The sequence below is a fragment of the Alistipes sp. CAG:268 genome (assembly GCA_000434235.1).
In the GTDB taxonomy this organism is placed as follows: domain Bacteria; phylum Bacteroidota; class Bacteroidia; order Bacteroidales; family Rikenellaceae; genus Alistipes; species Alistipes avistercoris.
The window spans coordinates 1-23449 of sequence record FR891971.1; the positions used below are offsets into that span (position 1 = coordinate 1).

The window sequence follows — 23449 nt, forward strand, 5'->3', positions numbered from 1 at the left end:
AGATCAGCAGGAAGTTCTCGTCCACGGCCGCATCCCACGTCTCGCCCTCGGCCAGGCGGGGATTCTTCAGCCGCTCGGGGAAGAAGTAGCTGAAGGGCAGATCCTTCACGTGCTCCTCCTTGAAGTGGCTTCCGGCCATCCGTTCGGCGCTGAAATTCTCGGACGTCGTCACGGTCAGCACATACTGTCCGCCCTCGGTGCTTGCCGTTACGGTGAAGTCGTTCTCCTCGGGGAGCTCCTTCAGCCGGACGTTCCATGCCGGGTCGCCGTAGAAGGCCAGCACGTCGCGGTCGAAGAAAAAGCCCAGCTCATCGATCGTAAGTTCACGTCCGGCCACTTCGGAGGCCTTCTCCAGATCCTCCTCGGCAAAACCATCGGGACCGTAGGGGAACGGCTTGCGGCACAGTTCGGGGTCCCACGAGTCGATCTGGTGCAGCATGTCCTGCTGGTTGAGGTAGAAGGCCTCTGCGAGCGAGTAGCGTCCGGGGGTCGTGAGCCAGTATTTCAGTCCGCCCCATCCGTTGCGCCCGTACCACGTCGGCACGACGTAGCCGGCCATTGCCGAGGCATGCGCGCTGTTCATCCAGGCGATGGCCATGCTCTCGCGCGTGTTGTTCACGTTGCCGATCAGGCAGTTGCCGATCGGAAGGAAGACGCGGCGCTTGCCCGACTCCTTGAGCGCCTCGGGCCCCTCGGGGAAGTCGGCGTAGAGGGCGCCGTCGCGGGCCCGCAGGTTGCCCACCGAGAAGGGCATCTCGAGGTTGCGCTCCGTGGCGTGCGAGGCCGTGGTGATCAGGTCGGGGTCATAGGCCGCATAGAAGTCGCAGAAGCTCCGCAGCAGGTCGGGGCGTCCGTCTTCGAGCAGTCGTTCCGTGCGGTAGTGGCTTACCGAGTCGGCTCCGGGCTTCTTTTCGCCGCAGATCCCCGCATTGCGGTCGTCCACATAGGCGAACGAGTCGAACCACTTGCCGCTGCCCACCTCGCGCAGCGTGCTCACGGCGCTCCGGATGACCAGCGGTTCGCGGGCGTCGCGGACCATGCGCAGCGCAGCCTCGGCGTCGTAACCCGTGATGACGCCCCAGAGGTAGTCGGCATAGATGTCGTCATCCACCTCGCGGCTCATGCGGTTCAGGGCGATGATGTAGGCGCGGCCGACCTGTTCGGGTTGCTCGACGAAGGCCACGTAGCGGGGTGCGGCTTCGCGCAGGGCGGGCAGTGCTTCGCTGACCGTATCGCGGTAGTGGATCACCCGGGCGCCCGGGTGGCTTTCGCAGAGGGCCTCGACGACGGAGTTCCATTGCGGATCGTCGGCGATGCCGGGACCGGCTACGACGGCGTAGTCCGATGCTTCGGGGGTTGCCGTGCATGCGCACATTGCACATGCGGCCAGCAGCGGGAGGAGAGTTTGTTTCATGTTCGGGTTGTTTTTATCGGTTTGTATTTCGGTGTGTCACATCAGAGGCGAGAAGACCCGCATGAAGGATTCGGCCCAGCGCCTCCGGCGGGGGCGGCGGAACCACTCGCCGGGGGTCACCGCATGGCATCGGGCCGCGTCGTCGGAGAAGATCGCCGACATGCGGGAGGTGAACTCGGCGTCGTATATGAAGGCGTTCACCTCGAAGTTGTGCTCGAAACTGCGGAAGTCCATGTTGGCCGATCCGATGACGGTCAGCCCGTCGTCGATGATCAGCAGCTTCGAGTGGAGGAACCCCGGTTCGTAGAAGAGAATCTTCACCCCGGCGCGCATCATGTCGTCGAGATAGGAGTGCGAGGCGAGGTCGATCAGTCTCGAGTCGGAGCGTGCGGGAAGCATCAGCCGCACGTCGATGCCTCCCAGCGCGGCGGTCTGCAGCGCCGTGTTGAGGACGTCCGACGGCAGGTAGTAGGGGGTCTGGATCCATACCCTGCGGCGGGCGTTGGCCACGGCGTAGCTGTCGGCCTGCAGCAGCGCCCGCCACTTCCCGAGCGGCCCTCCGGCCACGATCTGCAGGATGTTGTCCGTGTAGCGTTGTGCTGCGGGGAAGTATTCCGAGCCCGAAACGTGCCGTTTGGTCGTGGCCGACCAGTCGCTCAGGAAGGCGACCTGCAGCCCTGCGACGCCGCTGCCCTCGATCCGGAAGTGGGTGTCGCGCCACGACCCCCACTCCGTGCCGCGCACGTAGCGGTCGGCGATGTTCATGCCGCCGATGAAACCCACGCGGCCGTCGATGACCACGATCTTGCGGTGGTTGCGGTAATTGACCTTGCTGGTGAAGCGCGGGAACTTCACGTGCAGGAAGGCGTGCACCTCGATCCCTTCGCGGCGCATCCCCTCGAAGAACGATTTGCGGACGCCGCTGCATCCCACGTCGTCGTAGAGGATCCGCACGTGCACCCCCTGCCGGGCCTTTTCCACGAGTGCGTCGCGCAGGCGCCGCCCCGTTTCGTCGTCGCAGAAGATGTAGTACTGCAGGTGGATGTGGTGCCGGGCCCGGGCGATCTCGCCGAGCAGAGCCTCCATTTTGCTGCTTCCGTCGGTGTAGGGGGTGATGCGGCTGCCGTAGAGCGGCACGGCATGGCTCGTGGTGCGCAGCAGGCGGGCCAGCGGACGGTAGGCCTTCGGAATTTCCGGGCCTGCGGCGTGCTCGGCCTCCTCGAGCTGCAGGGTGATGCGTTTGCGCATCCGTCGCGAGATGATGCGCTGCTTGGAGAGGTTTTGCCCGAAGAAGAAGTAGAAGACCAGCCCCACGACGGGCGCCAGCACCAGCACGATGATCCACGGCAGGGTCTTCAGCGGGTTCCGGTTGTCGGTGATGATGACCAGCACGATGCCGAGAATCGTCACCGAGTAGAGCACGAGGAACGTGTATGTGAGGATCTGCTGCATGGAATCGGGGCGGGGGTTGGCGCGGCGGGGTACGCTGCGGCAGCCACCGGCGGATGGTTACTCTTGGTCGGCGGCTCCGTCCCGGGCCTTCGCCGGCCTCTGGTCGGGGAAGGTGACGGTGTAGAGCAGGTGCTCGACCCCGCGCACGTAGTTGCGCTTGCGGGGCTTGTTCAGGTCGGGGGCGTAGACGTAGCAGTCGAGCGTGAAGACACGGTTGTTCTCCGTATCGACCGTGGTATAGCTGACGAACGGGCCGCCCATGAAATCACCCTTCACGTCCCAGAATCCGCGCAGTTCGCACCACAGGCGTCCTTCGAGGCGGAACATCCGGTAGCCGGGAGCGAAGGCGTCCGAGGTGGTCATGTACGAGCCGTCCGAAGGGCCGGGAATGCGTGCCGCAAAGCGGTTGCGTGCGGCGACGAGAGCCTCGGGCGTGAGCGATTCGGGACCTTCGTAGGGATAGGAGTAGACGAAGAAACCCTGGCTGGCGGTGGGGTATTCGTAGCGGGCCCAGAGGAAGTCCTCCTCCTGTTTGGCCAGCACGTAGCCCTTCGGCACCTTCATATCCACGCCGAAGATCCGTTCGACGGCGTCGCGGATGCCCGGGTTGTAAAACTTGTTGTTGGCTTCGATCGAGCGGTCGCGCTCGGCCTTTTCGAGCACCTGCACGAGTTTGTCGCGGTTGGCCGAGAGGTAATCGACGATGCTGCGGTCGTCGGGGCCCTGAAGCGTCAGCACGATTTGCGGCGAGGCCGTGAGATCGTATTCCACGCCGGTGGCGGCCTGTTCGAGCGAGGGATCGACCACGATCCGCAGGATGTTGCGGTGGTCGGCGATCATGCCCGTGTAGGAACTCTCCGTCACGCGGAGCACGTCGAAGAGTGGCTCGGTCTGGTTGAGGTAGGGCACCGGGGCAGTAAGAATCGAGCGGAGCGAGTCGCCCATTTCGCCCGTCCACTCCTGCTGCGGGCAGACGACGATCAGTTCGTAGGGACGTCCCTGTGCGTCCTTTTTGGCATCGGTCAGGGTGTGGAAGGCCTTGCAGCCGGAGAGCATGGCGGCCAGGAGAGCCGCGGCGGCAATGCGCTGAAGTGTTTTCATGGTCCGTTTTCGCTTGGTGGAAGATGCGATGCGGGACGGTGTCGAAGAGACTCGGCGGAGTACCTCGGCCTGGCCCGATGGCGTGTTCCCGGGGTTAATCATACAAATATACGCATATTTTTCGGAATCGTGCGGAAAATCACTATTTTTGCAAGCCATGCGTTTGAAACCACCGAAAATAATCCGGCGGCTCATGCCGGACTTGATCTGGGAGATCGACGATGCCGACGGGGTGTTCCTTACGTTCGACGACGGTCCCACGCCGGGTATCACCGAGTGGATTCTCTCGACGCTGGACAAGTATGATGCCAAGGCAACCTTCTTCGTGCTGGGTAAGAACGTCGAGATGTACCCCGACCTGTACCGGCGGATCCTCGATGCCGGACACCGGATCGGCAACCATACCTATTCGCACCAGAAGGGCTGGGGCATGAGCCTCGAACGTTATACGGAGGATGTCGATTTTGCCAACGACTTGATCCACAGTGAGCTGTTCCGTCCTCCCTATGCGCAGATCACCCCGGCGCAGGCCCGTTTTCTGGGCCAGCGCTACAAACTGGTGATGTGGGACATCATCTCGCGCGACTACAACCGCAAGCTCTCGCCCCGGACCTGCCTTCGCAACGTCACGAAGTATCTTGCCCCGGGAGCCATCGTCGTTTTCCACGACAGCGAGAAGGCTTTCCGCAACATGCGCTACGCCCTGCCGCGGACGCTCGAGAAGATCCGCCAGATGGGGCTCCGGTGCAAGGCCATCGAACTCTGACCGGCGCCGTGCCGGTGTGCGGAGGCGCCGCATGTGGCCGTGTTGCGTGTAACCGGGTCGGAATAGGAATATTGGGAATTTTTTTCTAACTTTGTGCCCGCGAAAATTCTTATAAAAACAATAACCTTATGGCAACTACTGCAGATATCAAGATCGGCATGTGCATCGAGCTGGACGGCAAGACGTTCCAGATCGTCGATTTCCAGCATGTGAAGCCGGGCAAGGGCCCCGCTTTTGTGCGCACGAAACTCAAGAACCTCGAGAACGGCCGCGTGCTGGACAACACCTTCTCGGCCGGAGCGCGCATCGAGCCGGTGCGTGTCGAGCGCCGTCCCTACCAGTTCACCTACGAGGATGACCTGGGCATGCACTTCATGCACACGGAGACCTTCGAGGAGATCAACATCGACAAGAACCTGATCAACAACTACGACCTGATGGCCGACGGCCAGATCGTCGAGGTGATGTTCCACACCGAGAAGGAGACCGTCCTTTCGGCCGAGCTTCCCCCGATCGTGGACATGGAGGTGACCTACACCGAGCCGGGCATCAAGGGCGATACGGCCTCGACCAACTCGCTCAAGCCGGCAACGGTCAATACCGGAGCCACGATCCGCGTACCGCTGTTCATCAACACGGGCGACAAGATCCGCGTCGATACCCGTACGCGCGAGTACTACGAGCGTATCAAGTAGTCGCGGCACGACAGCTTTTGGAACTTTAGGGTTCCGAAACAAAACACCCCGGACAACTGCATGTCCGGGGTGTTTCGCTTTTTGACAGGCGTGATTACATGCCCGGGGTCTCGAACTCCCGCATGACGGTCTCCATCTTGCGGCGGATCTCCGCCGTGCAGAGGTTGCCGATGCTCCCCTCGTGGGTGTGGTGCACCTCGCGCGTGGGGCGGTACTCTCCCTGCTGCACGGCCATGCCGACCCGGCGGTAGGCTTCGCGGAAAGGCACGCCCTGCAGCACGAGCCGGTTCACGTCCTCGACGGTGAACAGATAGTCGTACTTCCTCTCGTCGAGGATGCGGTCGTTCACCTTCAGGCGGGCCAGCATGAAGTCGGCCATGCGGAGCGTGCGGCGGATCTCCGCAGTCGCCGGGAAGAGAATGTCCTTCAGGAGCTGCAGGTCGCGGTGGTAGCCCACCGGGAGGTTCGTCGTCAGCAGGGCGATCTCGTTGGGCAGCGCCTGCAGGCGGTTGCAGCGGCCGCGCATGATCTCGAAGACGTCGGGGTTCTTCTTGTGGGGCATGATGCTTGACCCGGTGGTCAGTTCGTCGGGCAGCGAGACGAAGCCGAAGTTCTGGCTCATGAACAGACAGAGGTCCATGGCCATGCGCCCGACGGTGGCTGCCACGGCGGCGATGGCTGCCGCTGCCGCGCGTTCGCTCTTTCCGCGGCTCATCTGCGCCGCCACGACGTTGTAGTGCAATGTCTCGAATCCCAACAGGTGCGTGGTCATCGTGCGGTCGAGCGGGAACGAGGAGCCGTATCCGGCGGCCGATCCCAGCGGGTTCTGGTTGGCGATGTGCCACGCTGCGGCGAGCATCCGCATGTCGTCCACCAGCGTTTCGGCATAGGCCCCGAACCAGAGTCCGAACGACGAGGGCATGGCGATCTGCAGGTGGGTGTATCCCGGCATCAGCACCTCGCGGTAGCGCTCGCTCTGCTCCTGCAGGCGGTCGAAGAGCGTGCGGACGTCGCGGGCGATGCCCTGCAGCTCGTCGCGCAGGAAGAGTTTCAGATCGACCAGTACCTGGTCGTTGCGCGAGCGTCCCGAGTGGATCTTCTTGCCTACGTCGCCCAGCCGGCGGGTGAGCAGCAGCTCGACCTCGGAGTGGACATCCTCCGTGTCGGGTTCGATCTCGAAGCGCCCGGCCTCGATCTCCGCGGCGATTTCGTGCAGTCCGTCGGTGAGCCGCCGCAGCTCGTCGGCCGTCAGCAGGCCGATCTTCTCGAGCATGGCGATGTGTGCCAGCGATCCCTCGACGTCGTAGCGCGCCAGCCGCAGGTCGAGTTCGCGGTCCTGGCCGACGGTGTACTCCTCGATCATCGTGTCGGGTTCAAATCCCTTGTCCCAAAGTTTTCCAGCCATATTCTTTCGCTAAATGTTCGATGTAATCCATGTAGACGGCAATCCCGTCCTCGATCTCCGCCAGGCGGATGTATTCGTCGGCGGCGTGCGACCGCGATGACTCGCCCGGGCCCATCTTGAGGGCCGGGAAGGGCATCAGCGTGCGGTCGGAGGTCGTCGGCGAGACGAATGCGGTGCGTCCCGTGGCCCGCGCGGCCCGCATCAGGGGATGGTGGTCGTCGAGTGCGACGGCCCGGATGCGCGTCGAGCGGGGTACAGCCTCGGAGCGGATCGCCGCACGGAGCAGCTCGACCGTCTCCTCGTTGGTGTAGGCGTCGGTGGTCCGGATGTCCACGACGAACCGGCAGGTGTCGGGCACGACGTTGTGCTGCGTGCCGGCCTCGATCTGCGTCACGGCCAGGCCGATCGGTCCCAGCAGCGCAGATTCACGCTCGAAGCGGAAGCCGCGCAGCCGTGCAATGTCCTCCAGTGCGATGTAGAGGGCGTTGATCCCCTCGCCGCGCGCCGCATGGCCGCTCCGGCCGTGTGCCGTGCAGTCGAGGACCACGAGGCCACGCTCTCCGGCGGCGGCCTGCATCCCGGTGGGTTCGCCCACCACGGCCAGGTCGATGCGCCCCAGTTCAGGCAGCAGGGCCCGGATGCCGTGCTCGCCCATGCACTCCTCCTCGGCCGTGAGGGCCAGCAGGAGGTTGAAGGGCAACTCCCGCGTGCGCAGGGCGAGAAACGCCTCCGTGAGCGCCACGACCGAGGCCCCGGCGTCGTTGCTGCCCAGTCCGTAGAGGCGGTCGCCCTCGATTGCCGGCATATAGGGGTCGCGCGTCCACGAGGCTGCAGGCCGCACCGTGTCGTGGTGCGAGTTGAGCAGCAGCGTGGGCCGCGCCGGGTCGAACCCTTCGCTGCGTGCCCAGATGTTGTTGTGGAGCCGTTCGGGACGGGCGCCCCGCTCCGTGAGGAAAGCGTGGAGCAGATCCCCCGTCCGTGCTTCGTCGCGCGAAGGCGAGGGAGTGGCGATCAGTCGGCGCAGCAGCCCGACGGCTTCCGAGGTTCGTGTCTGCATCTCTGTCGTGTGTTCCTGTCGTGCGCGGGGCGCGGCCCCGCGGATGTTATCGGATGACGGTTCCCGAACCGTCGCCGAGCCCTTCCGAACTGCGGATCGTGACGCTCCGCACCCCCTGCCCGACGGCCTTCAGGGCATTCTCGATCTTCGGGATCATTCCCCGGCTCACCGTTCCGTCGGCCTTGAGGGGCGGATAGCTCTCCGCCGTGATCTCGGCAATGACCGACTGCTCGTCGTCCGGGTCGCGCAGCACGCCGCGTTTCTCGAAGCAGTAGACCAGGTCGGTCGGGGCGAGGCGTGCGGCGCCGAGCGCCACGGCCGAGGCGACGCTGTCGGCATTGCAGTTGAGCAGCGTCCCGCAGCCGTCGTGCATGATGGCCGGGAAGACGGGCGTGAGCTCCGTCTCCAGCAGGCGGCCCAGCAGGTCGGAATCGACCCGTTCGATGTCGCCGACGAATCCGAAGTCGATCGGTTCGGGCGAACGGAGGCGGGCCGTGACGATGTTCCCGTCGGCACCCGAGAGGCCGATGGCGTTGCAGCCGGCGGCCTGCAGTCCGGCGACGATCTGCTTGTTCACCAGCCCGGCGTAGACCATCGTCACCACGTCGAGCATTCCCTTGTCCGTGATGCGGCGCCCCTCGACCATGCGGACCTTCAGTTCGAGCCGCTCGGCCAGCCGTGTGGCGAGTTTGCCGCCGCCGTGAACGAGGATCTTTCGGCCCGGAAGCGATGCGAACTCCCCGAGAAAGCGTTTCAACGCGGCGGCATCGTCGATGACGTTGCCGCCGATCTTCACGACCGTGATCCCCTCCTTCATGCGAGTCCCTCCAGCAGCCGTTTGAGTACCACCTGGGCCGAGATCTCTCGGTTTGCGGCCTCGGGGATCACCAGCGAGCGCGGCGACTCGATCACCTCGTCCGTGACGATCATGTTGCGCCGCACGGGCAGACAGTGCATGAAGAAGGCATCGTTGGTCAGCGCCATCTTCTCCCGATCGACGGTCCAGGCGCGGTCGCGCGAGAGGACCTTGCCGTAGTTGGGGTCGGCGTAGGCCGCCCAGTTCTTGGCATAGACGAAGTCGGCGCCCTCGAGGGCCTTGCGCTGGTCGTACTCCACGCGGGCCGATCCGACGAACTGCGGGTCGAGCTCGTAGCCCTCGGGATGGGTGATGACGAAGTCGTAGCCCGCGGCGTTCATCCACTCGGCGAACGAGTTGGGCACGGCCTGCGGCAGGGCGTTGGGGTGCGGCGCCCAGGTCATCACGACCTTCGGGCGCTCGGTGCGCTTGTGCTCCTCGATGGTGATCAGGTCGGCGAAGCTCTGCAGCGGGTGGCGCGTGGCGGCCTCCATCGAGAAGACCGGGCGTCCCGAGTAGCGGATGAACTGCTCGAGCACGCGCTCCTCGTAGTCCTCGGTCTTGTCACGGAAACGGGCGAATGAGCGCACGCCGATCACGTCGCAGTAGGAACCCATGACCGGAATGGCCTCCAGAAGGTGTTCGGCCTTGTCGCCGTCCATCACCACGCCGCGCTCCGTCTCGAGTTTCCATGCCCCCTGATTGACGTCCAGCACCATGACGTTCATGCCGAGGTTCATCGCCGCCTTCTGGGTCGAGAGCCGCGTGCGGAGGCTCGAGTTGAAGAAGAGCATGAGCAGCGTGCGGTTGCGGCCCAGCCCCGAGTATTGGAATCGGTTGCGCTTGATCTCCAGCGCCTCGGCGACGGCAGCGTGCAGGTCGCCGATATCTTGTACGCAAGTGAACTTTTTCATCGTAGGATTGCTTTGAATGCCGTGAGGAACCGGTCGGCCAGGTCGCGGGTCAGGCAGAGCGCCGGCAGCAGCCGGACGGTCGAGGCGCCTGCGCCTCCCGTGAATATGTGTCGGTCGAAGAGCAGCCGGCGGCGCAGCTCGGCTCCCGAGCCGTCGATTTCGATGCCGATCATCAGGCCGCGGCCCCGCACTTCCCGGAGCCTCGCCATCGCGTGCAGCTCCCCGAGCAGGTAGCTGCCGACCGAGGCGGCGTTCTCCACGAGCCCTTCGCGCTCGATGATGTCGAGCACGGCAATCGCTGCGGCGCAGGCCAGGTGGTTGCCTCCGAAGGTGGTCCCGAGCATGCCGGCGCGGGCCTCGAAATGGGGCGCGATCAGCACGCCCCCGATGGGAAATCCGTTGGCCATGCCCTTGGCCACGGTGATCAGGTCGGGACGGATGCCCGCCTCCTGGTGGGCGAAGAAGCGTCCCGTGCGGCCGTAGCCCGACTGGATCTCGTCCAGGATGAGCTGCGTGCCGGTCTCGGTGGCCGCCTCGCGCACGCCGCGCAGGAAGTCGTCTGTCGGGCAGTGGATGCCCGAGACGCCCTGGATGCCCTCGACGATCACGGCGGCGAACTCCCGCGTGGCGAGTTTCTCGCGAACCGCCTCAAGGTCGTTCAGCGGGACGAACTCCACGTTCGGTGTGCGGTTGAACGGAGCCGAGATCGCGGGGTTGTCCGTGGCGGCCACGGCCCCCGACGTGCGGCCGTGGAAGGCCTTGCCCATGGCCAGCACCTTGGCGCGGCCCGTGTGGAACGAGGCGAGCTTCAGGGCATTCTCGTTGGCCTCGGCCCCCGAGTTGCAGAGGAAGAGGCGGTAGTCGTCGTAGCCCGAGAGGCGGCCGAGCTTCTCGGCCAGCCGCTGCTGGAGCGAATTCTCCACCGAGTTGGAGTAGAACCCGAGGCGGGCGACCTGCTCCGAGACCGCGCGCACGTAGTCCGGATGGGCGTGTCCGACGGAGATCACGGCGTGTCCGCCGTAGAGGTCGAGGTATTCGGTCCCGGCGGCGTCGTAAACGAAGCAGCCCCGGCCGCGCACCGGCTCCACCGGATAGAGTGGATATACATCGAAGAGTTTCATCTGTTTCCTGTGTTTCGTTTGTCGGTTCGTGTGCGTCAGAAGGCCGAGGCCTTCAGGCGCAGCCCCTCCTTTTCGTCGAGGCCGAACATCAGGTTCATGTTCTGCACGGCCTGGCCCGAGGCCCCCTTCAGCAGGTTGTCGATCACCGAGACCACGTGCACCTTGTCGCCGTAGCGAGCCGGCTGCACGAGCGCCTTGTTCGTATTGACCACCTGCTTGAGATCGACGCTGCGTTCGGTTGCACGGGTAAAGGCCGCCGTGGCGTAGTAGTCGGCGTAGAGCTGCCGCAACTCCTCCTCGCCGAGCGGGCAGGAGGTGTGCACGCTGGCCAGGATGCCCCGCGCGAAGTCGCCGCGCATGGGGATGAAATTCACGGCCCGGTCGAATGCCGGTTCGAGCCGCTGCAGCGTGCGCCCGATTTCGAGCAGGTGCTGGTGTGTGAAGGCCTTGTAGACCGAGACGTTGGCCGTGCGCCAGCTGAAATGGGTCGTTGCCGAGGGCTTCACCCCGGCGCCGGTCGATCCCGTGATGGCCGTGACGTGCACTTCGTCCCGCAGCAGGCGGGCGGCGGCCAGCGGCAGCAGAGCCAGCTGGATTGCCGTGGCGAAGCAACCCGGATTGGCCACGCGGCGGGCCTCCCGGATGCGGTCTCGCTGCAGTTCGGGCAGACCGTAGACAAACCCCTCGGACTCGTCGCGGAAGTCCTGCGCGAGGTCCACGATCCGCAGCTCCTGCGGCAGGTCGTGCGAGGCCAGCCACTTGCGGCTCTCGCCGTGTGCCGAGCAGAGGAACAGGACATCGACCTCGCCGAGGTCGTAGGCGTCGCAGAACCGCAGCTCCGTGTCGCCCTCCAGCCCGCCGTGGACATCGGCCACGCGGTTGCCGGCGTTCGACGTGCTGTGTACGAACCCGATCTCCGCCCGGGGATGGTTCACCAGCAGGCGGATCAGCTCGCCGGCCGTGTAGCCGGCGCCTCCGATGATGCCGGCGCGTATCATTTCTTGTTGCGGTTCTGGGCGTTGTAGTAGATCTTGATCTGGTTGCCGAGGATCTTCGTGAAGCCCTTCACGTCGTCGGCCGTCCAGGCCTTGTTCACCTCGCCGTACTCGCCGAAGTCGGTCTTCATCAGGTCGAAGGGCGAGCTGACGCCCACGAGCGTGTAGTTGCGCGGGCGGAGGATCAGCTCGACGGTTCCCGTGACGTTGCGCTGCGAGGAGTCGAGCATCGCCTCGATGTCGCGCATGACCGGCTCGAGGTACTGCGCTTCGTGGAGGAACATGCCGTACCACGTGGCCACCTGGTCCTTCCAGTAGAGCTGCCACTTGGTGAGCGTGTGCTTCTCGAGCATCTTGTGTGCGGCGATGATGAGCATCGGGGCGGCGGCCTCGAAGCCTACGCGGCCCTTGATGCCGATGATCGTGTCGCCGATGTGCATGTCGCGGCCGATGCCGTAGCGCGAGCCGATGGCCTCCACGGCACGGATCGCCTCGACCTTGTCGGTATAGGGGGTGCCGTTCACGGCCGCGATCTCACCCTGCTCGAAGGCGATGGTCAGGCGCTCCTCGCCCTGGGCCGTGATCTGGCTCGGGTAGGCCTCTTCGGGGAGCGTCTCTTCCGAGCGGAGGGTCTCCTTGCCGCCGATCGAGGTGCCCCACAGCCCCTTGTTGATCGAATACTCCATCTTCTTGAAGTCGGCAGTGAAGCCGTGCCTGCGCAGGTAGTCGATCTCGTATTCGCGCGTGAGGGTCATGTCGCGCGTCGGGGTGATGATCTCGATCTCCGGGGCGAGGATCTGGAACGTCAGGTCGAAGCGCACCTGGTCGTTGCCCGCACCGGTCGAGCCGTGGGCTACGGCGTCGGCTCCGATCCGCTTGGCGTATTCGATGATGGCAATGGCCTGGAAGATGCGCTCGGAGCTCACCGAGATGGGGTAGGTGCCGTTGCGCAGCACGTTGCCGAAGATCATGTAGCGGATGCTCTTCTCGTAGTACTCCTGCTCGATGTCGAGCGTGGAGTGCTTCACGGCGCCGAGCTCCAGGGCCCGCTGCTCGATCCGCTCCAACTCGGGTTTCGAGAAGCCGCCCGTGTTGGCAATGGCCGTATAGACGTCATATCCCTTCTCCTCGGAGAGGTATTTCACACAGAACGAGGTGTCCAGCCCGCCGCTGAACGCCAGAACCACTTTTTTCTTTTCCATATCGCGTTTCGTTTTTTTCGTTGTTTGTTCTTGTTTTCCGGCTGTCGCCCTTCCGCCGCAGAGCGGTTGCGGGGCGCCGGACCCTCCCTCGGGAGCGGTCGCCGGAATCCGGCGCGGCATCTTCCGGCCTTCCGGCCGGCTCGGCCCTACTTCAGGTGGAAGACCTTCTTGAACTTGTTCTTCACGTACATCAGGTAGGGGGCCAGTCGGGAGTGCCGCTGCTGCGGCTCCTTGGCCGGGTCGTAGAGCATGCCCGTGCAGAGGCACATCCGTCGGTGGTTGCGTTCGAGGATGTCGTAGTTGCAACATCCTTGGCAGCCTTGCCAGAACTCCTCGTCCTCGGTCAGCTCGGAGAAGGTCACCGGAACGTATCCCATGCGCGAGTTGAGCTTCATGACCGGCAACGACGTGGTGATACTGAATAACTTGGCGTAGGGAAATCGTCGTCGGGCCAGCTCGAAGGTTCGTCGTTTGATCTGTTCCGCGAGTCCCATGTGGCGGTACTCGGGGTCCACGATAAGTCCCGAGGTGGCGACGAAATCGCCGTGACCCCAGCACTCGATGTAGCTGAACCCGACCAGTCTCTCTCCGTCCAGCGCCACGACGGCTTTGCCACCGGTCATCTTTGCGGCGATGTATTCGGGCGAACGCTTGGCGATGCCCGTGCCCCGCTGCAGGGCCGACTCGTAGATCAGCTCACAGATGCGCGGTGCATAGTGGGCATGCGACGAATCGGCGAAAACGACGCTGATTGTGTTGTTATTCATCTATCGATTGTGTGGGAAATAAAATAAAAAAATAGGTTCGGATGGAATTGCATCAGTTGATGCGGTAGGCTCGCTGTACGCCCTTGATACGCATGATGTGGTGCACGAGCGTATCGACGACCCCCGCACCGGGCACCTCGACGGCTACCGTGCCGACAACGCATCCGTTTGCGGCCGACTGGAAGTTCATCGACCGGATGTTGAGCTTCAGGTCGCGGCTGATGACTTCGGTAATGTGGTTGGCCATGCCCGTCGTGTCGGCGGCCACGATGCGGATCGTGACGCGGAAGGCCCCTTCGGCCGACTGCCGCCAGCGGGCCTCCACCACGCGGTAGGGGTAGTTCTCGCGCATGCGCTTGGCATTCGGGCAGTCCGTCCGGTGGATGGTGATGCCCGAGTTGATCGTGACGAAGCCGAAGACCTCGTCGCCCTTGATCGGGTTGCAGCAGCGGGCCAGCTTGTACTGGATCTTCGAGATGTCGTCGTCGATCACCAGCGCGTCGTGCGATGCGGCGGCCGGCTCCTTCGCGGCATGCTGGGCCGCCTTCTGCCGTTCGATCTCGGCGGCTGCGGCGCGGCGCTCCTCGTCGGCTTCGCCCGAGAGGTGGCGCAGGAGCAGCTCCTTGATGGTCCCGAAGTCGAGTTTCTGCGTGGCGATCAGGGCATAGATCTCCGTTCCGGTCCGCACCTTGAAGTGGCGGGCCAGATAGGCTACGGCCTCGTCGATCGTGATGGCCAGTTTCCAGTTCTTGAGCTTCCGCTCGAGCTCCTCGCGGCCCATGCGCGTGTGCTTGGCCTGCTCTTCGCGCAGGAACGACTTGATCTTGTTGCGCGCCTTCGACGTGATCACGAAGTTCAGCCAGTCCGCCTTGGGCGTCTGGTTCTTCTGCGTGAGGATCTCGACGATGTCGCCGTTGTGCAGCAGTTCGCGGAGCGAGGCCGCGCGGTTATTCACCTTGCCGCCCACACACGTCGAGCCGAGGTTGGTGTGGATATCGAAGGCAAAGTCGAGCAGCGAAGCCCCCTCGGGGAGCTTGCGCAGATCGCCGTTGGGCGTGAAGACGAAGATCTCGCCCGAAGCCGGCTTGGCGTCGAAACGCTGGGCCAGCGAGTGGGTCGTGTCCTCCATCAGCTCGCGCAGGCGGCTGAGCCACTGCTCGCTGGTCTGGGCCCCCTGTCCCACGCCCTTGTAACGCCAGTGGGCGGCGATACCCCGCTCGGCCACGGCGTCCATGCGTTCGGTGCGGATCTGCACCTCGACCCAGCGTCCTTCGGCCGAGACGGTCGTGTGCAGCGACTCGTAGCCGTTTGACTTGGGAATCGAGATCCAGTCGCGCATCCGGTTGGGGTTGGGCGTATAGAAGTCCGTCACCACGGAGTAGGCCGTCCAGCAGAGCTGTTTCTCCTCCTCGGGCGGACAGTCGATGATGATGCGGATGGCGAAGATGTCGTAGACGCCCTCGAAGGGGACGTGCTGCTTGTGCATCTTCGACCAGATCGAGAAGATCGATTTGGTGCGGCTCTTGATGTGGTAGCGGATGCCGAGCCGCTGCAGCCGCTCCTCGATCGGCACGACGAAGCGTGCGATGAAGGCCCGGCGTTCGTCGGCGCTCTCCTCGAGTTTGGTGACGATGTGTTCGTAGTCCTTCGGTTCGAGGTACTTGAGGGCAATGTCCTCCAGGTCGCTCTTGATCCCGTAGAGGCCCAGCTTGTGGGCGATCTGTGCGTAGAGGTTCATCGACTCCCAGCTTTTCTTGCGCCATTTCTCGCGCGGGAAGATGTCGAGCGAGCGCATCACCTCGAGACGGTCGGCCAGCTTGATGAGGATCACGCGCGGGTCTTCGGAGTAGCTCACGATCAGGTCGCGGAAGTTGTCGGCCTGCTCCTTGGCCACCTTGAGCTTCAGTTCGGAGATATTGGCCAGCCCCATGGTGATGCCCACGACCTGCTCGCCGAAATGCGCGCGGATCTCTTCCGTCAGACGGAGGAACTCCTCGGCCGGCAGCTGCTTGTGGGCCAGCCGCACGACATCGTGGAGGATGGCCGAGACGGTGGAGTTGCGGCCCAGGCCGATCTCCGAGATGACGATCTTCGCCACATTGACGGCGTGGTCGAGCATCGGTGAGCCGTCGTAGCGGCAGACTCCTGCCAGATGCTCCCCGGCATACGCCAGCGCCTCATCGACGAGCTCCCGGGTCGTCGGTGAGAAGTTGGTGCGCACCAGCGCACGCAGTGATTCGTAGCGTGAAAAGTCCATTTGTTTAACCTCTTACTAACCTTGCGAGCAAAGATAAGAAAAAATATTATAAATTTGGCATGTCGAACCCATACGATTGTCCATGAGCCGGAAAAAACTCCCGTACATCCCCACGTTGGGCGAGGAGATCGCCAACACCCTTTCGCACGGCGTGATGGCCTGTGCGACGCTCGCGGCCCTGCCGTTTGCCGCCGTATGGGCCTATGCACACGATACCGAGCCCGTGCTGGCGGCCGTTTCGGTCTCGGTGTTCGTCATCTCGATCTTCCTGATGTTTCTCGCCTCGACGCTCTACCATTCGATGAATCCGCAGTCGCGCCACAAGGAGGTGTTCCACATCCTCGACCACATCTTCATCTACGTGGCCATTGCCGGCAGCTACACCCCCATCGCCCTCTCGGTCATCGGGGGCTGGCAGGGCATCGTGATCGCCGTCGTGCAGTGGGCGATGGTGCTTTTCGGCATCTTCTACAAGTCGCTCTCGCGGCGTTCGATCCCGGCCGTGAGCCTTACGATCTACCTGGTCATGGGGTGGACCATCGTCTTCTTCCTCCCGCTCTTCATCCGCCACGCCTCGACGGCCCTGCTCTGGCTCATCGCCCTGGGCGGTGTGCTCTATACGGGCGGGGCCTGGGTCTATGCCCGCAAGGGATTCCGCTACCACCACCTTGTGTGGCACCTGCTCATCAACCTGGCGGTGGCCGCCCACTTCACCGGAATCGTCTTCTTCCTCTATTGATGCTTCGGGGCCGGCTGCTGGCCGAGCACCTCCATCTGCTGCCGCACCGACTCCTCGTGGATGGCCTGCATGACCGTGCGCATGAACTCGCGCTCCATGCCCAGCCGCACGGCCTGTCCGGCCCGTCTTTCGAGCAGCTCCTCGTAGCGCTGTGCCTGCAGGACGGGCATGTTGTGCTCCTTCTTGAACTGTCCGATGTCGCGCGAGACGCGCATCCGTCGGGCGAGTAGTTCGAGCAGTTCGTCGTCGATCTTGTCGATCTGGGCCCGCAGTTCGGTGAGGCTCTCGGTCGTGACGCTCTGCTCGCGGATCACCAGGTTGCGGATGATGTAGGCCAGCGCTTCGGGAGTCACCTGCTGGGCCTTGTCGCTCCAGGCACAGTCGGGCGAGCAGTGGGCCTCGACGACGAGTCCGTCGAACCCGAGGTCCATGGCCTGCTGCGAGAGCGGGGCGATCAGCTCGCGGCGTCCGCCGATGTGGCTCGGATCGCAGAAGATCTCGAGTTTCGGGAGGCGGCGGTGGAGCTCGATCGGGATGGCCCACATCGGGTGGTTGCGGTAGAGACTCCGGTCGATGGAGGTGAAGCCGCGGTGGATGGCCCCCAGACGGCGGATGCCGGCGTTGTGAATGCGTTCGATGGCGCCGATCCAGAGCTCGAGGTCGGGGCTGACGGGGTTCTTTACCAGCACAGGTACATCCCGCCCGCGGAGCGCGTCGGCGATCTCCTGCATGGCGAATGGGTTGGCCGCCGTCCGCGCGCCGATCCAGAGCAGGTCCACGCCTCCGCGCAGGGCCATATCGACGTGTTCGCGCGTGGCGACCTCCGTAGCGGTGTACATGCCCGTTTCGCGCTTGACGCGCTGCAGCCACGGGATTCCTGCGGCTCCGACCCCTTCGAAACCTCCGGGTTTCGTGCGCGGTTTCCAGAGCCCTGCACGGTAGATGCGGACGCCCTCGGCGGCCAGTGCGCGGGCCGTTTCGATCACCTGTTCTTCGGTTTCGGCGCTGCACGGTCCTGCGATGACCAGCGGCCTGCGGGGATCGATCCCCGGGAGTGCGATGGGTTGGATGTCGTTCATGGTATTGCGTCTTTTTCGGTTTTTCAGATTTTCGGATTGGGACATTCGGCATATTCGCCGAGGATGCGGAAGCCGCTCGTCAGCGGGCGTACGGCCTCGACGGCCTGGTGGAAACGCTCCGGATCGGCGAATGTGACATCGACGTAGAAGCGGTATTCCCACTCGCGGCCGACGATCGGCAGCGACTGGATTTTCGTGAGGTTGATGTCGTAGAACGAGAGGACGGTGAGCGCCTTCGAGAGGCTTCCCTGGGTGTGGGGCAGAGTGAAGAGCAGCGAGGCCTTGTCGGTCCGCTCGGGGTGGACGAACTCTGCGACGCGGCTCTCGTTGGCCAACAGCAGGAAGCGCGTGAAGTTGTGGCGGTTGGTCTCGATGCCGCGCTCGAGGATCTCGAGCCCGTAGCTTTCGGCGGCCTCGGCTCCGCAGATGGCGGCCGTGCCGGAGAGCCCCTCCCGGGCGATCTCCCGGGCGCTCCCGGCCGTATCGTCGCGCTCAACTGCCTTCATTTCGGGATGGGCCTTCAGAAATTCGCCGCACTGCATCAGGGCGATCGGATGCGAGTGGACCTCGCGGATCTCCCCGATCCGCTGTCCGGGCAGGGCTGCAAGGACGTGCGAGATCCGGAGCTTCTGCTCGCCGATGATACGGGCGCTGCTCAGCCGCAGCAGTTCGTGGTTCGGAAGCAGGCTGCCTGCGATCGTGTTTTCGATGGCTGCGATGCCCAGCAGGTCCCGGTCGGTCTCCATGCGGGCGAACAGCTCGTCGAAACTCGGGCAGGGGAGGGTATCGATCCGCTCTCCGTCGAAGAAATTGCGGGCGGCCGTGTCGTGGAAACATCCGGCGATGCCCTGTATGGCGATTCGTTTCATCCTGCGTTCGGTGTGTAAAAAAGGAAATCCCGCTCTCCAAAGAGCGGGATTTCCTCATGCTTGTCAATTCTATTTTTCACTACATCCGTTTATGCGCATGCGATCCCGCTTTTTCTCTTGCCGTAAAAGAAAAAGAAATAAAAATAGGATGCAAAGCCGTGTAAACGCATGACATGTGTTGTCTTAGTCGGGGACAAATATAGTGAAATATTTTGATAATCCAAACGCGGCGGCCGATTTTTAAACGGATGCAGGTTTTTTTCTGCGCAGGAAGCGTTTCTTGAGGGCCCGTTGCCGACCGAATGCCAGGCGGAAGAAGATGCCGCGCAGCAGCGTGTCGTCGATATTCCAGCCGCGGATCTCGGCATAACGGTCCAGGATGTAGAGGAAGGCTGGGGCCGGACAGGAGAGCCGGCGCAGGTTGATCATGCACTGGCGCGGGGTGAGCGGCCTGTCGAGGAACCGCATGCGGTTGATGTCGATGAGCTCGAATCGCCATTGTCCCTCCTCGGGGCTGTATCCGCAGAGGATGTTCCCCTGGTTGAAGTCGCGGTGGTCGATCCCCTTCTCGTGGAGTTCCGCGACGAAGCGGGCGAAGGCGTCGAGAACCGGCCGGCTCGCGGTGTCGGGGAAGCGGGCTGCGAACTCCGACAACGGTTTGAGGTCGGAGTAGCGGGAGACGTAAAAACTGTCTGTCAGACGCCCCTTTCGGCGGTATTCACTCCAGGCAACCGGCTGCGGCGTCCCGATGCCGAGGCTGATGAGCCGTACGGCGTGTTCGAAGGAGCGCCGAGCCTTGCTGCGGCGTATGTGTGCATAGAGTATTCCCTGCAGGGCTCCGGGTTGTCTGAATCGTTTGGCAGCCAGCAGTTCGCCCTCCTGGGCGAGCAGTCGGATCGTATTGCGCCCGGCGTGCAGCACCGTCCCTTCGCCCCGCTCGAACAGGGTGGGGTGTTTTTTTACGAATTCGTGCAGCCCTTTGTGGCTCGGATCAAGATGCAGACGCATGGCGGATTGTTTGTTTCGGGTGCAAAGTTACGGCGGAATACCTCCCGTGCGCTGTTCAATAAGGCGCTGTAGTTGCCCTTTCGGACGAAAAGCATTCAGGAGCAGCAAAAAGGGATTACGGAAAAGTCCGTAATCCCTTTTCTGCGGATATCCGTCGCCGGCGGCCGGCGGCGTACTCGCGGCAGCTACTCCTCCCCGCTGCCCGAGTCTCCGGTCACTTCGTCGGGGATCGACTCGCAGCGAACGTAGAGCGAGACGTCCTCGGGGTTGTCCTTGGCTGTCCAGACCATCGAGTCGGCATCGAGGTCCGTGACGATGTACTGGTGGTTCCAGTCGCCCATGCCGTAGTCGTACTGGCCCATGATGATCGAACCCAGCGCCTCGTCGGTCGTGATGGCGAAGCGGCCCGTGAGTTCGCGCGGGAGGGCGCTGTCCAGATTCTGGTACATCGAGAAGAGCTGGTCCTTGCGGGTGAGTTCGATGTAGACGAAGCTGCCCTCGGCCAGCGGAGCACCCTGCCATTCGGCGAGTTGCCACGTGCCGGAGAGGTTGTGGGGCGTGACCTCCAGTCCGGGATCAACGTACGATTTGTCGTCGTCGCAGGCGCACATCGTGATGGCTGCCAGCGAGAGAACGGCGAATTTCAGGAATTTTTTCATGGTATTCTCGTTTTGTTTTTTGTCAAATCAGTATTCCGTCAGCGGCCTGTTCCGATCAGGATGCGTACCGTGCTCTGGCTTGGCGGGAGATCCAGCCCCTGCAGGATGACGGGCACCTGGTCGGGAAGCCGTTCCGGGGCCAGTTCGGGCCGGAAGCGGAAGACCAGGTCGCAGGTCCGACCCGGAGGTGTTGTCTCGGGGTCGCATTCGAACCGGATGTAGGGAGGCAGCAACAGTGTGTCGGCCGTGATGTGCAGGGGCGTCTGTCCCGCATTGAGGCACTCGATGCGTTCGGTCTGTATCTGCGTTCCGGCGATCCGTATGCTCCGCTGCTTGAGCAGCAGGGTATTCATTGCGTAGGGATAGTCGGCCGTCGGCAGCGTGGAGGGCGTAACCTGTCCCGTCAGTTCCAGGATCGCCGTCGGCAGCTTGTCTGACAGTTGCGTGAAGACGAAGATCCGGCGGTGAAAACTTCCCGGATGACGCTTCGGATGGTAGGTAACCTTCAGCGTCCCCTCCTCGCCCGGCAGGACCGGGCGTCGTTCGTAGTCGGGCCGTGCGCATCCGCAGGTCGTCTCCACGCGGGTGATCACCAGCGGCTTGTCGCCCGTGTTCTCCCACCGGAACGTACTTTCGATGGGAGCGTCGTCCTCGTTGATCCGTCCGATGTCGATGTGCGTCGTCTCGAAGCGCATGACCTCATCGCCCCGTTCCGCTTTCGGCGGGTTGGCAATGCTGTCGCGGAGCGATTGCGGGATCGGCGGCACCTGCGCCCGGAGCTGTGCGGGGCCGAAGGCCGCGCACAGCGCTCCGAGGCAGAGCATCATTATTTTTCCGCTGCGGTTCATTCCGTTACAACCAGCCGCTGCCGCTTGCCGACTTGCGGACCGTGATGTTGAAGTTGTGGGTCGTACCGTCGCTGGCTGCGATCGAGGCCTTCGTAGAGCCCTCTTTGAGTCCCGAGAAGATGATTTTCGCACCCTCCGTGCGGCTCGTGGCGACCGCCTGGTTCTCGATGGACACGGTGTAGGTGAGCGACTCGCCGTTGAGGAAGAAGGTTGCCGGAAGGGTCGTCACCTCGCCGTCGAGCGGGATGTAGAGGTTCGGGAACCGCATCGGCGTGCCGTTCTGTGCGATGGCATCGAGCAGCCGCTTGGCATTGACCTGGCCGACGCCCATTTGGCCCGTATAGTTCGACAGCATCATCTGCGTCGGGTTGGTGTAGCCCAGGTCGTAGGCGTAGCGGTAGTAGAACTTCGTGCCCTGAATGTACTCGTCGATCGGGGTTGCCGTTTCGTAGAGCAGTTTCTTGAACTCGTCGGCCGTGAAGTGGCGGCGCTGCTGTGCCGCATAGGAGAGACCCAGCGCGACGACACCCGAAACGTGCGGGCAGGCCATCGACGTTCCCTCCATGTATCCGAAGCCGGTTTCGCTGACGTTGTAGGGCAGCGTCGAGAAGACACAGCCCGCCTCGCCGCGCAGGGCGCCTTCACCGTAGTCCCAGTAGTAGTCGCGGTCGCCGCCCGGTGCGGAGATGTTTGTGCCGGGGCCGTAGTTGGTGTAGGTCGCCGGCGTGAAATCGGCTGCCGTGGCGGCTACCGACACGCACATGCTGGCAGCGCCGGGGAATCCGGCCGAGTTGGCGTATTCGTTGCCCGAGGCGAAGACCGCGATGCCGCCGTCGATCGGGCCGTTGGGCGATCCGGCATTGTGGGTGAAGTAGTCGAGCGCGTCCTTTTCCAGCGGGGCGAGCGTCTCCCACTGCTCCTCGTCGGCGTAGCCGGGCGTTCCCCACTCGTAGCTGTTGGCCGTTCCCGAGGTGTAGCCCCAGCTGCACTGCAGGATAACCGCGCCGTTGTCGGCCGCATACTTGATGGCCTTGACCGACGACATGGAGTTTCCTCCGGCATTGCCCGCGAAGATCTGGCACGACATGATCTTTACACCCGGTTTGTCGGGCGTGCCGCCCGCGATCGAGCCGATGCCGCCGTTGTCGTTCTGTGCGGCGATCACGCCGGCCACGTGCGTACCGTGGCCCGTGTCGTTCAGGTCGTCCCACGTGATAATGCCCGTGTTGGTCACGAAGTTGAATCCGTGGATGTCTCCGGCATATCCGTTGCCGTCGTTGTCCTTCTTCGAACCGTCGATCTCATCCTCGTTTGTCCAGATGTTGTCGCGAAGCTCGGGGTGAGTCTGGCAGACGCCCTCGTCGAGCACGGCAACGATGATCGAAGGATCGCCCGTCGAGAGTTTCCATGCTTCTTCGCACTGCACATCGGCTCCGACGACGCTCCGCGACACCTCGCAGGCTTCGGTGCCGGTGAACAGGTCGCCGCGGTTGATCAGGTTCCACTGCTTGACCATCAGCTCGTCGTTGAACGGATACTCGCCCTGCGTGGCACGCGTCTGCCGCTTGATGGCCTCGAGGGTCTCGCGCGTCAGGGGCATGGCCTTGCGGGTGGGGTCGTACGAGCGTTTGATCTGACGGTTCGGGGTGGCGTACTGCACCTCGCCCAGCGGCGCGAGTCGTTCGATCACCTGCTCGACGGTGTAGTCCTCGTTGAAGCGGACCACGTACCACAGGTTCAGTCCGGCCTCGCGGGTCCGCTCCTCGGTGCGTTCGTCCACCGGGAAGACCCGTTCGATCTCGTAACCGCCCACCAGGTCGAGCACCTCATCGACGGAGAGGATGCCCGAGCGGGTGGCCGGCGCCCCCGATCGGGTCTTGACGACCGTCTGATCGAGGATGTCGCTCACGTAGCTCTTGAATTTCACGAGCACCTCGCCCGATACGGGTTTCACCTCCTCCGAGCCTTCGGGTTCGGTCGTGCCGGGCGTAGGCAGTTCTTCGTTCGTGCAGGCACCGAAGGCGAGCAGCGCTGCGGTGCAGATGCCGTATATGGTTTTTTTCATATCCTAATCGTACTGTGTTAAGCGTTCGGAAATTCCGCTCCGTTACTGTTTGTTCGGATCGAGATATTTCTTCCCTTCGTAGAATTTGTAATAGTCGTCCAGGTTGATCGGCTCGTTGGAGAATCCGGCCGTCTTGCCGTCCTTGTCCTTGCCTTCCTGCGAGAAGACCAGCGTGTAGGG

General features: G+C 63.4%; 21 protein-coding genes. 3 read left to right on the forward strand and 18 right to left on the reverse strand.

The window, feature by feature from the left end; all coding sequences use genetic code 11:
* The 3 genes from QZL63_RS01390 to QZL63_RS01400 all read right to left on the reverse strand — a co-directional run.
* On the reverse strand, nt 1-1414 hold a 1414-nt coding region (locus QZL63_RS01390), incomplete at its 3' end, for a hypothetical protein (RefSeq protein WP_290585494.1).
* A gap of 36 nt (nt 1415-1450) precedes the next feature.
* Complete coding sequence (cls, locus tag QZL63_RS01395; RefSeq protein ID WP_022307568.1) at nt 1451-2866, reverse strand: cardiolipin synthase; 1416 nt, start codon at nt 2864-2866, stop codon at nt 1451-1453.
* A 57-nt stretch (nt 2867-2923) separates the two neighbouring features.
* The gene (locus QZL63_RS01400) at nt 2924-3967 is read right to left on the reverse strand and encodes a DUF4837 family protein (RefSeq protein ID WP_022307569.1); all 1044 of its coding nucleotides are present in this window, start codon (nt 3965-3967) and stop codon (nt 2924-2926) included.
* A gap of 193 nt (nt 3968-4160) precedes the next feature.
* Here QZL63_RS01400 and QZL63_RS01405 point away from each other — a divergent pair, with 193 nt between their 5' ends.
* Nucleotides 4161-4733: a polysaccharide deacetylase family protein gene (locus QZL63_RS01405; protein WP_022307570.1), complete on the forward strand. Its 573-nt coding sequence runs from the start codon at nt 4161-4163 to the stop codon at nt 4731-4733.
* Between the two features lie 128 nt (nt 4734-4861).
* Nucleotides 4862-5428 carry an elongation factor P gene (gene efp / locus QZL63_RS01410; RefSeq protein ID WP_022307571.1) on the forward strand — a complete coding sequence of 189 codons (567 nt, stop codon included), beginning with the start codon at nt 4862-4864 and terminating at the stop codon, nt 5426-5428.
* A 94-nt stretch (nt 5429-5522) separates the two neighbouring features.
* Here efp and argH read toward each other — a convergent pair whose 3' ends face one another.
* The 9 genes from argH to QZL63_RS01455 all read right to left on the reverse strand — a co-directional run bounded on the left by argH (nt 5523) and on the right by QZL63_RS01455 (nt 16002).
* Nucleotides 5523-6833 carry an argininosuccinate lyase gene (gene argH / locus QZL63_RS01415; RefSeq protein WP_022307572.1) on the reverse strand — a complete coding sequence of 437 codons (1311 nt, stop codon included), beginning with the start codon at nt 6831-6833 and terminating at the stop codon, nt 5523-5525.
* Nucleotides 6802-7890 carry a M20 family metallo-hydrolase gene (locus QZL63_RS01420; RefSeq protein WP_022307573.1) on the reverse strand — a complete coding sequence of 363 codons (1089 nt, stop codon included), beginning with the start codon at nt 7888-7890 and terminating at the stop codon, nt 6802-6804. The genes argH and QZL63_RS01420 overlap by 32 nt, the downstream gene beginning before the upstream one ends.
* Before the next feature lie 46 nt (nt 7891-7936).
* Complete coding sequence (gene argB, locus QZL63_RS01425) at nt 7937-8707, reverse strand: acetylglutamate kinase (RefSeq protein ID WP_022307574.1); 771 nt, start codon at nt 8705-8707, stop codon at nt 7937-7939.
* On the reverse strand, nt 8704-9660 hold the full coding sequence (locus tag QZL63_RS01430) for an N-acetylornithine carbamoyltransferase (RefSeq protein WP_022307575.1): 957 nt from the start codon (nt 9658-9660) through the stop codon (nt 8704-8706). The genes argB and QZL63_RS01430 overlap by 4 nt, the downstream gene beginning before the upstream one ends.
* Nucleotides 9657-10781, reverse strand: a complete 1125-nt coding sequence (locus tag QZL63_RS01435; protein ID WP_022307576.1) for an aspartate aminotransferase family protein — start codon at nt 10779-10781, stop codon at nt 9657-9659. Before QZL63_RS01435 ends, QZL63_RS01430 begins: the two co-directional genes overlap by 4 nt.
* Nucleotides 10782-10816: 35 nt before the next feature.
* The gene (gene argC / locus QZL63_RS01440) at nt 10817-11779 is read right to left on the reverse strand and encodes an N-acetyl-gamma-glutamyl-phosphate reductase (protein WP_022307577.1); all 963 of its coding nucleotides are present in this window, start codon (nt 11777-11779) and stop codon (nt 10817-10819) included.
* Complete coding sequence (gene argG, locus QZL63_RS01445; RefSeq protein ID WP_022307578.1) at nt 11776-12978, reverse strand: argininosuccinate synthase; 1203 nt, start codon at nt 12976-12978, stop codon at nt 11776-11778. Before argG ends, argC begins: the two co-directional genes overlap by 4 nt.
* Nucleotides 12979-13124: 146 nt before the next feature.
* The gene (locus tag QZL63_RS01450) at nt 13125-13745 is read right to left on the reverse strand and encodes a GNAT family N-acetyltransferase (protein WP_022307579.1); all 621 of its coding nucleotides are present in this window, start codon (nt 13743-13745) and stop codon (nt 13125-13127) included.
* A 52-nt stretch (nt 13746-13797) separates the two neighbouring features.
* Nucleotides 13798-16002 carry a RelA/SpoT family protein gene (locus QZL63_RS01455; RefSeq protein ID WP_022307580.1) on the reverse strand — a complete coding sequence of 735 codons (2205 nt, stop codon included), beginning with the start codon at nt 16000-16002 and terminating at the stop codon, nt 13798-13800.
* An 82-nt stretch (nt 16003-16084) separates the two neighbouring features.
* Here QZL63_RS01455 and trhA point away from each other — a divergent pair, with 82 nt between their 5' ends.
* Nucleotides 16085-16741, forward strand: coding sequence for a PAQR family membrane homeostasis protein TrhA (gene trhA, locus QZL63_RS01460; protein ID WP_022307581.1), 657 nt, complete (start codon nt 16085-16087; stop codon nt 16739-16741).
* Here trhA and QZL63_RS01465 read toward each other — a convergent pair.
* The 6 genes from QZL63_RS01465 to QZL63_RS01490 all read right to left on the reverse strand — a co-directional run bounded on the left by QZL63_RS01465 (nt 16735) and on the right by QZL63_RS01490 (nt 23269).
* Nucleotides 16735-17820, reverse strand: a complete 1086-nt coding sequence (locus tag QZL63_RS01465) for a bifunctional 3-deoxy-7-phosphoheptulonate synthase/chorismate mutase type II (protein ID WP_022307582.1) — start codon at nt 17818-17820, stop codon at nt 16735-16737. The genes trhA and QZL63_RS01465 overlap by 7 nt on opposite strands.
* Before the next feature lie 23 nt (nt 17821-17843).
* The gene (locus QZL63_RS01470; RefSeq protein WP_022307583.1) at nt 17844-18689 is read right to left on the reverse strand and encodes a prephenate dehydratase; all 846 of its coding nucleotides are present in this window, start codon (nt 18687-18689) and stop codon (nt 17844-17846) included.
* Nucleotides 18690-18929: 240 nt separating this feature from the next.
* Entirely contained in the window at nt 18930-19697 is a 768-nt protein-coding gene (locus tag QZL63_RS01475) for a lipopolysaccharide kinase InaA family protein (protein WP_022307584.1), read from the reverse strand.
* Between the two features lie 185 nt (nt 19698-19882).
* Nucleotides 19883-20356: a lipocalin family protein gene (locus QZL63_RS01480; protein WP_022307585.1), complete on the reverse strand. Its 474-nt coding sequence runs from the start codon at nt 20354-20356 to the stop codon at nt 19883-19885.
* Nucleotides 20357-20394: 38 nt separating this feature from the next.
* Nucleotides 20395-21183 (reverse strand): DUF1573 domain-containing protein, encoded by a 789-nt coding sequence (locus tag QZL63_RS01485; protein WP_022307586.1) that lies wholly within the window; start codon nt 21181-21183, stop codon nt 20395-20397.
* Nucleotides 21184-21208: 25 nt separating this feature from the next.
* Entirely contained in the window at nt 21209-23269 is a 2061-nt protein-coding gene (locus QZL63_RS01490; RefSeq protein WP_022307587.1) for a S8 family peptidase, read from the reverse strand.
* Between the last annotated feature and the right edge of the window lie 180 nt (nt 23270-23449).

Excerpts from the sequence above, each read along its gene's own strand:
- efp (WP_022307571.1), top strand. The coding sequence starts at position 4,862 with ATGGCAACTACTGCAGATATCAAGATCGGCATGTGCATCGAGCTGGAC.
- QZL63_RS01465 (WP_022307582.1), bottom strand. The coding sequence starts at position 17,820 with ATGAACGACATCCAACCCATCGCACTCCCGGGGATCGATCCCCGCAGG.
- argB (WP_022307574.1), bottom strand. The coding sequence starts at position 8,707 with ATGAAGGAGGGGATCACGGTCGTGAAGATCGGCGGCAACGTCATCGAC.
- QZL63_RS01400 (WP_022307569.1), bottom strand. The coding sequence starts at position 3,967 with ATGAAAACACTTCAGCGCATTGCCGCCGCGGCTCTCCTGGCCGCCATG.
- QZL63_RS01490 (WP_022307587.1), bottom strand. The coding sequence starts at position 23,269 with ATGAAAAAAACCATATACGGCATCTGCACCGCAGCGCTGCTCGCCTTC.
- QZL63_RS01470 (WP_022307583.1), bottom strand. The coding sequence starts at position 18,689 with ATGAAACGAATCGCCATACAGGGCATCGCCGGATGTTTCCACGACACG.
- QZL63_RS01480 (WP_022307585.1), bottom strand. The coding sequence starts at position 20,356 with ATGAAAAAATTCCTGAAATTCGCCGTTCTCTCGCTGGCAGCCATCACG.
- QZL63_RS01485 (WP_022307586.1), bottom strand. The coding sequence starts at position 21,183 with ATGATGCTCTGCCTCGGAGCGCTGTGCGCGGCCTTCGGCCCCGCACAG.
- cls (WP_022307568.1), bottom strand. The coding sequence starts at position 2,866 with ATGCAGCAGATCCTCACATACACGTTCCTCGTGCTCTACTCGGTGACG.
- argG (WP_022307578.1), bottom strand. The coding sequence starts at position 12,978 with ATGGAAAAGAAAAAAGTGGTTCTGGCGTTCAGCGGCGGGCTGGACACC.
- QZL63_RS01420 (WP_022307573.1), bottom strand. The coding sequence starts at position 7,890 with ATGCAGACACGAACCTCGGAAGCCGTCGGGCTGCTGCGCCGACTGATC.
- QZL63_RS01430 (WP_022307575.1), bottom strand. The coding sequence starts at position 9,660 with ATGAAAAAGTTCACTTGCGTACAAGATATCGGCGACCTGCACGCTGCC.
- argC (WP_022307577.1), bottom strand. The coding sequence starts at position 11,779 with ATGATACGCGCCGGCATCATCGGAGGCGCCGGCTACACGGCCGGCGAG.
- argH (WP_022307572.1), bottom strand. The coding sequence starts at position 6,833 with ATGGCTGGAAAACTTTGGGACAAGGGATTTGAACCCGACACGATGATC.
- QZL63_RS01455 (WP_022307580.1), bottom strand. The coding sequence starts at position 16,002 with ATGGACTTTTCACGCTACGAATCACTGCGTGCGCTGGTGCGCACCAAC.
- trhA (WP_022307581.1), top strand. The coding sequence starts at position 16,085 with ATGAGCCGGAAAAAACTCCCGTACATCCCCACGTTGGGCGAGGAGATC.
- QZL63_RS01450 (WP_022307579.1), bottom strand. The coding sequence starts at position 13,745 with ATGAATAACAACACAATCAGCGTCGTTTTCGCCGATTCGTCGCATGCC.
- QZL63_RS01435 (WP_022307576.1), bottom strand. The coding sequence starts at position 10,781 with ATGAAACTCTTCGATGTATATCCACTCTATCCGGTGGAGCCGGTGCGC.
- QZL63_RS01475 (WP_022307584.1), bottom strand. The coding sequence starts at position 19,697 with ATGCGTCTGCATCTTGATCCGAGCCACAAAGGGCTGCACGAATTCGTA.
- QZL63_RS01405 (WP_022307570.1), top strand. The coding sequence starts at position 4,161 with ATGCCGGACTTGATCTGGGAGATCGACGATGCCGACGGGGTGTTCCTT.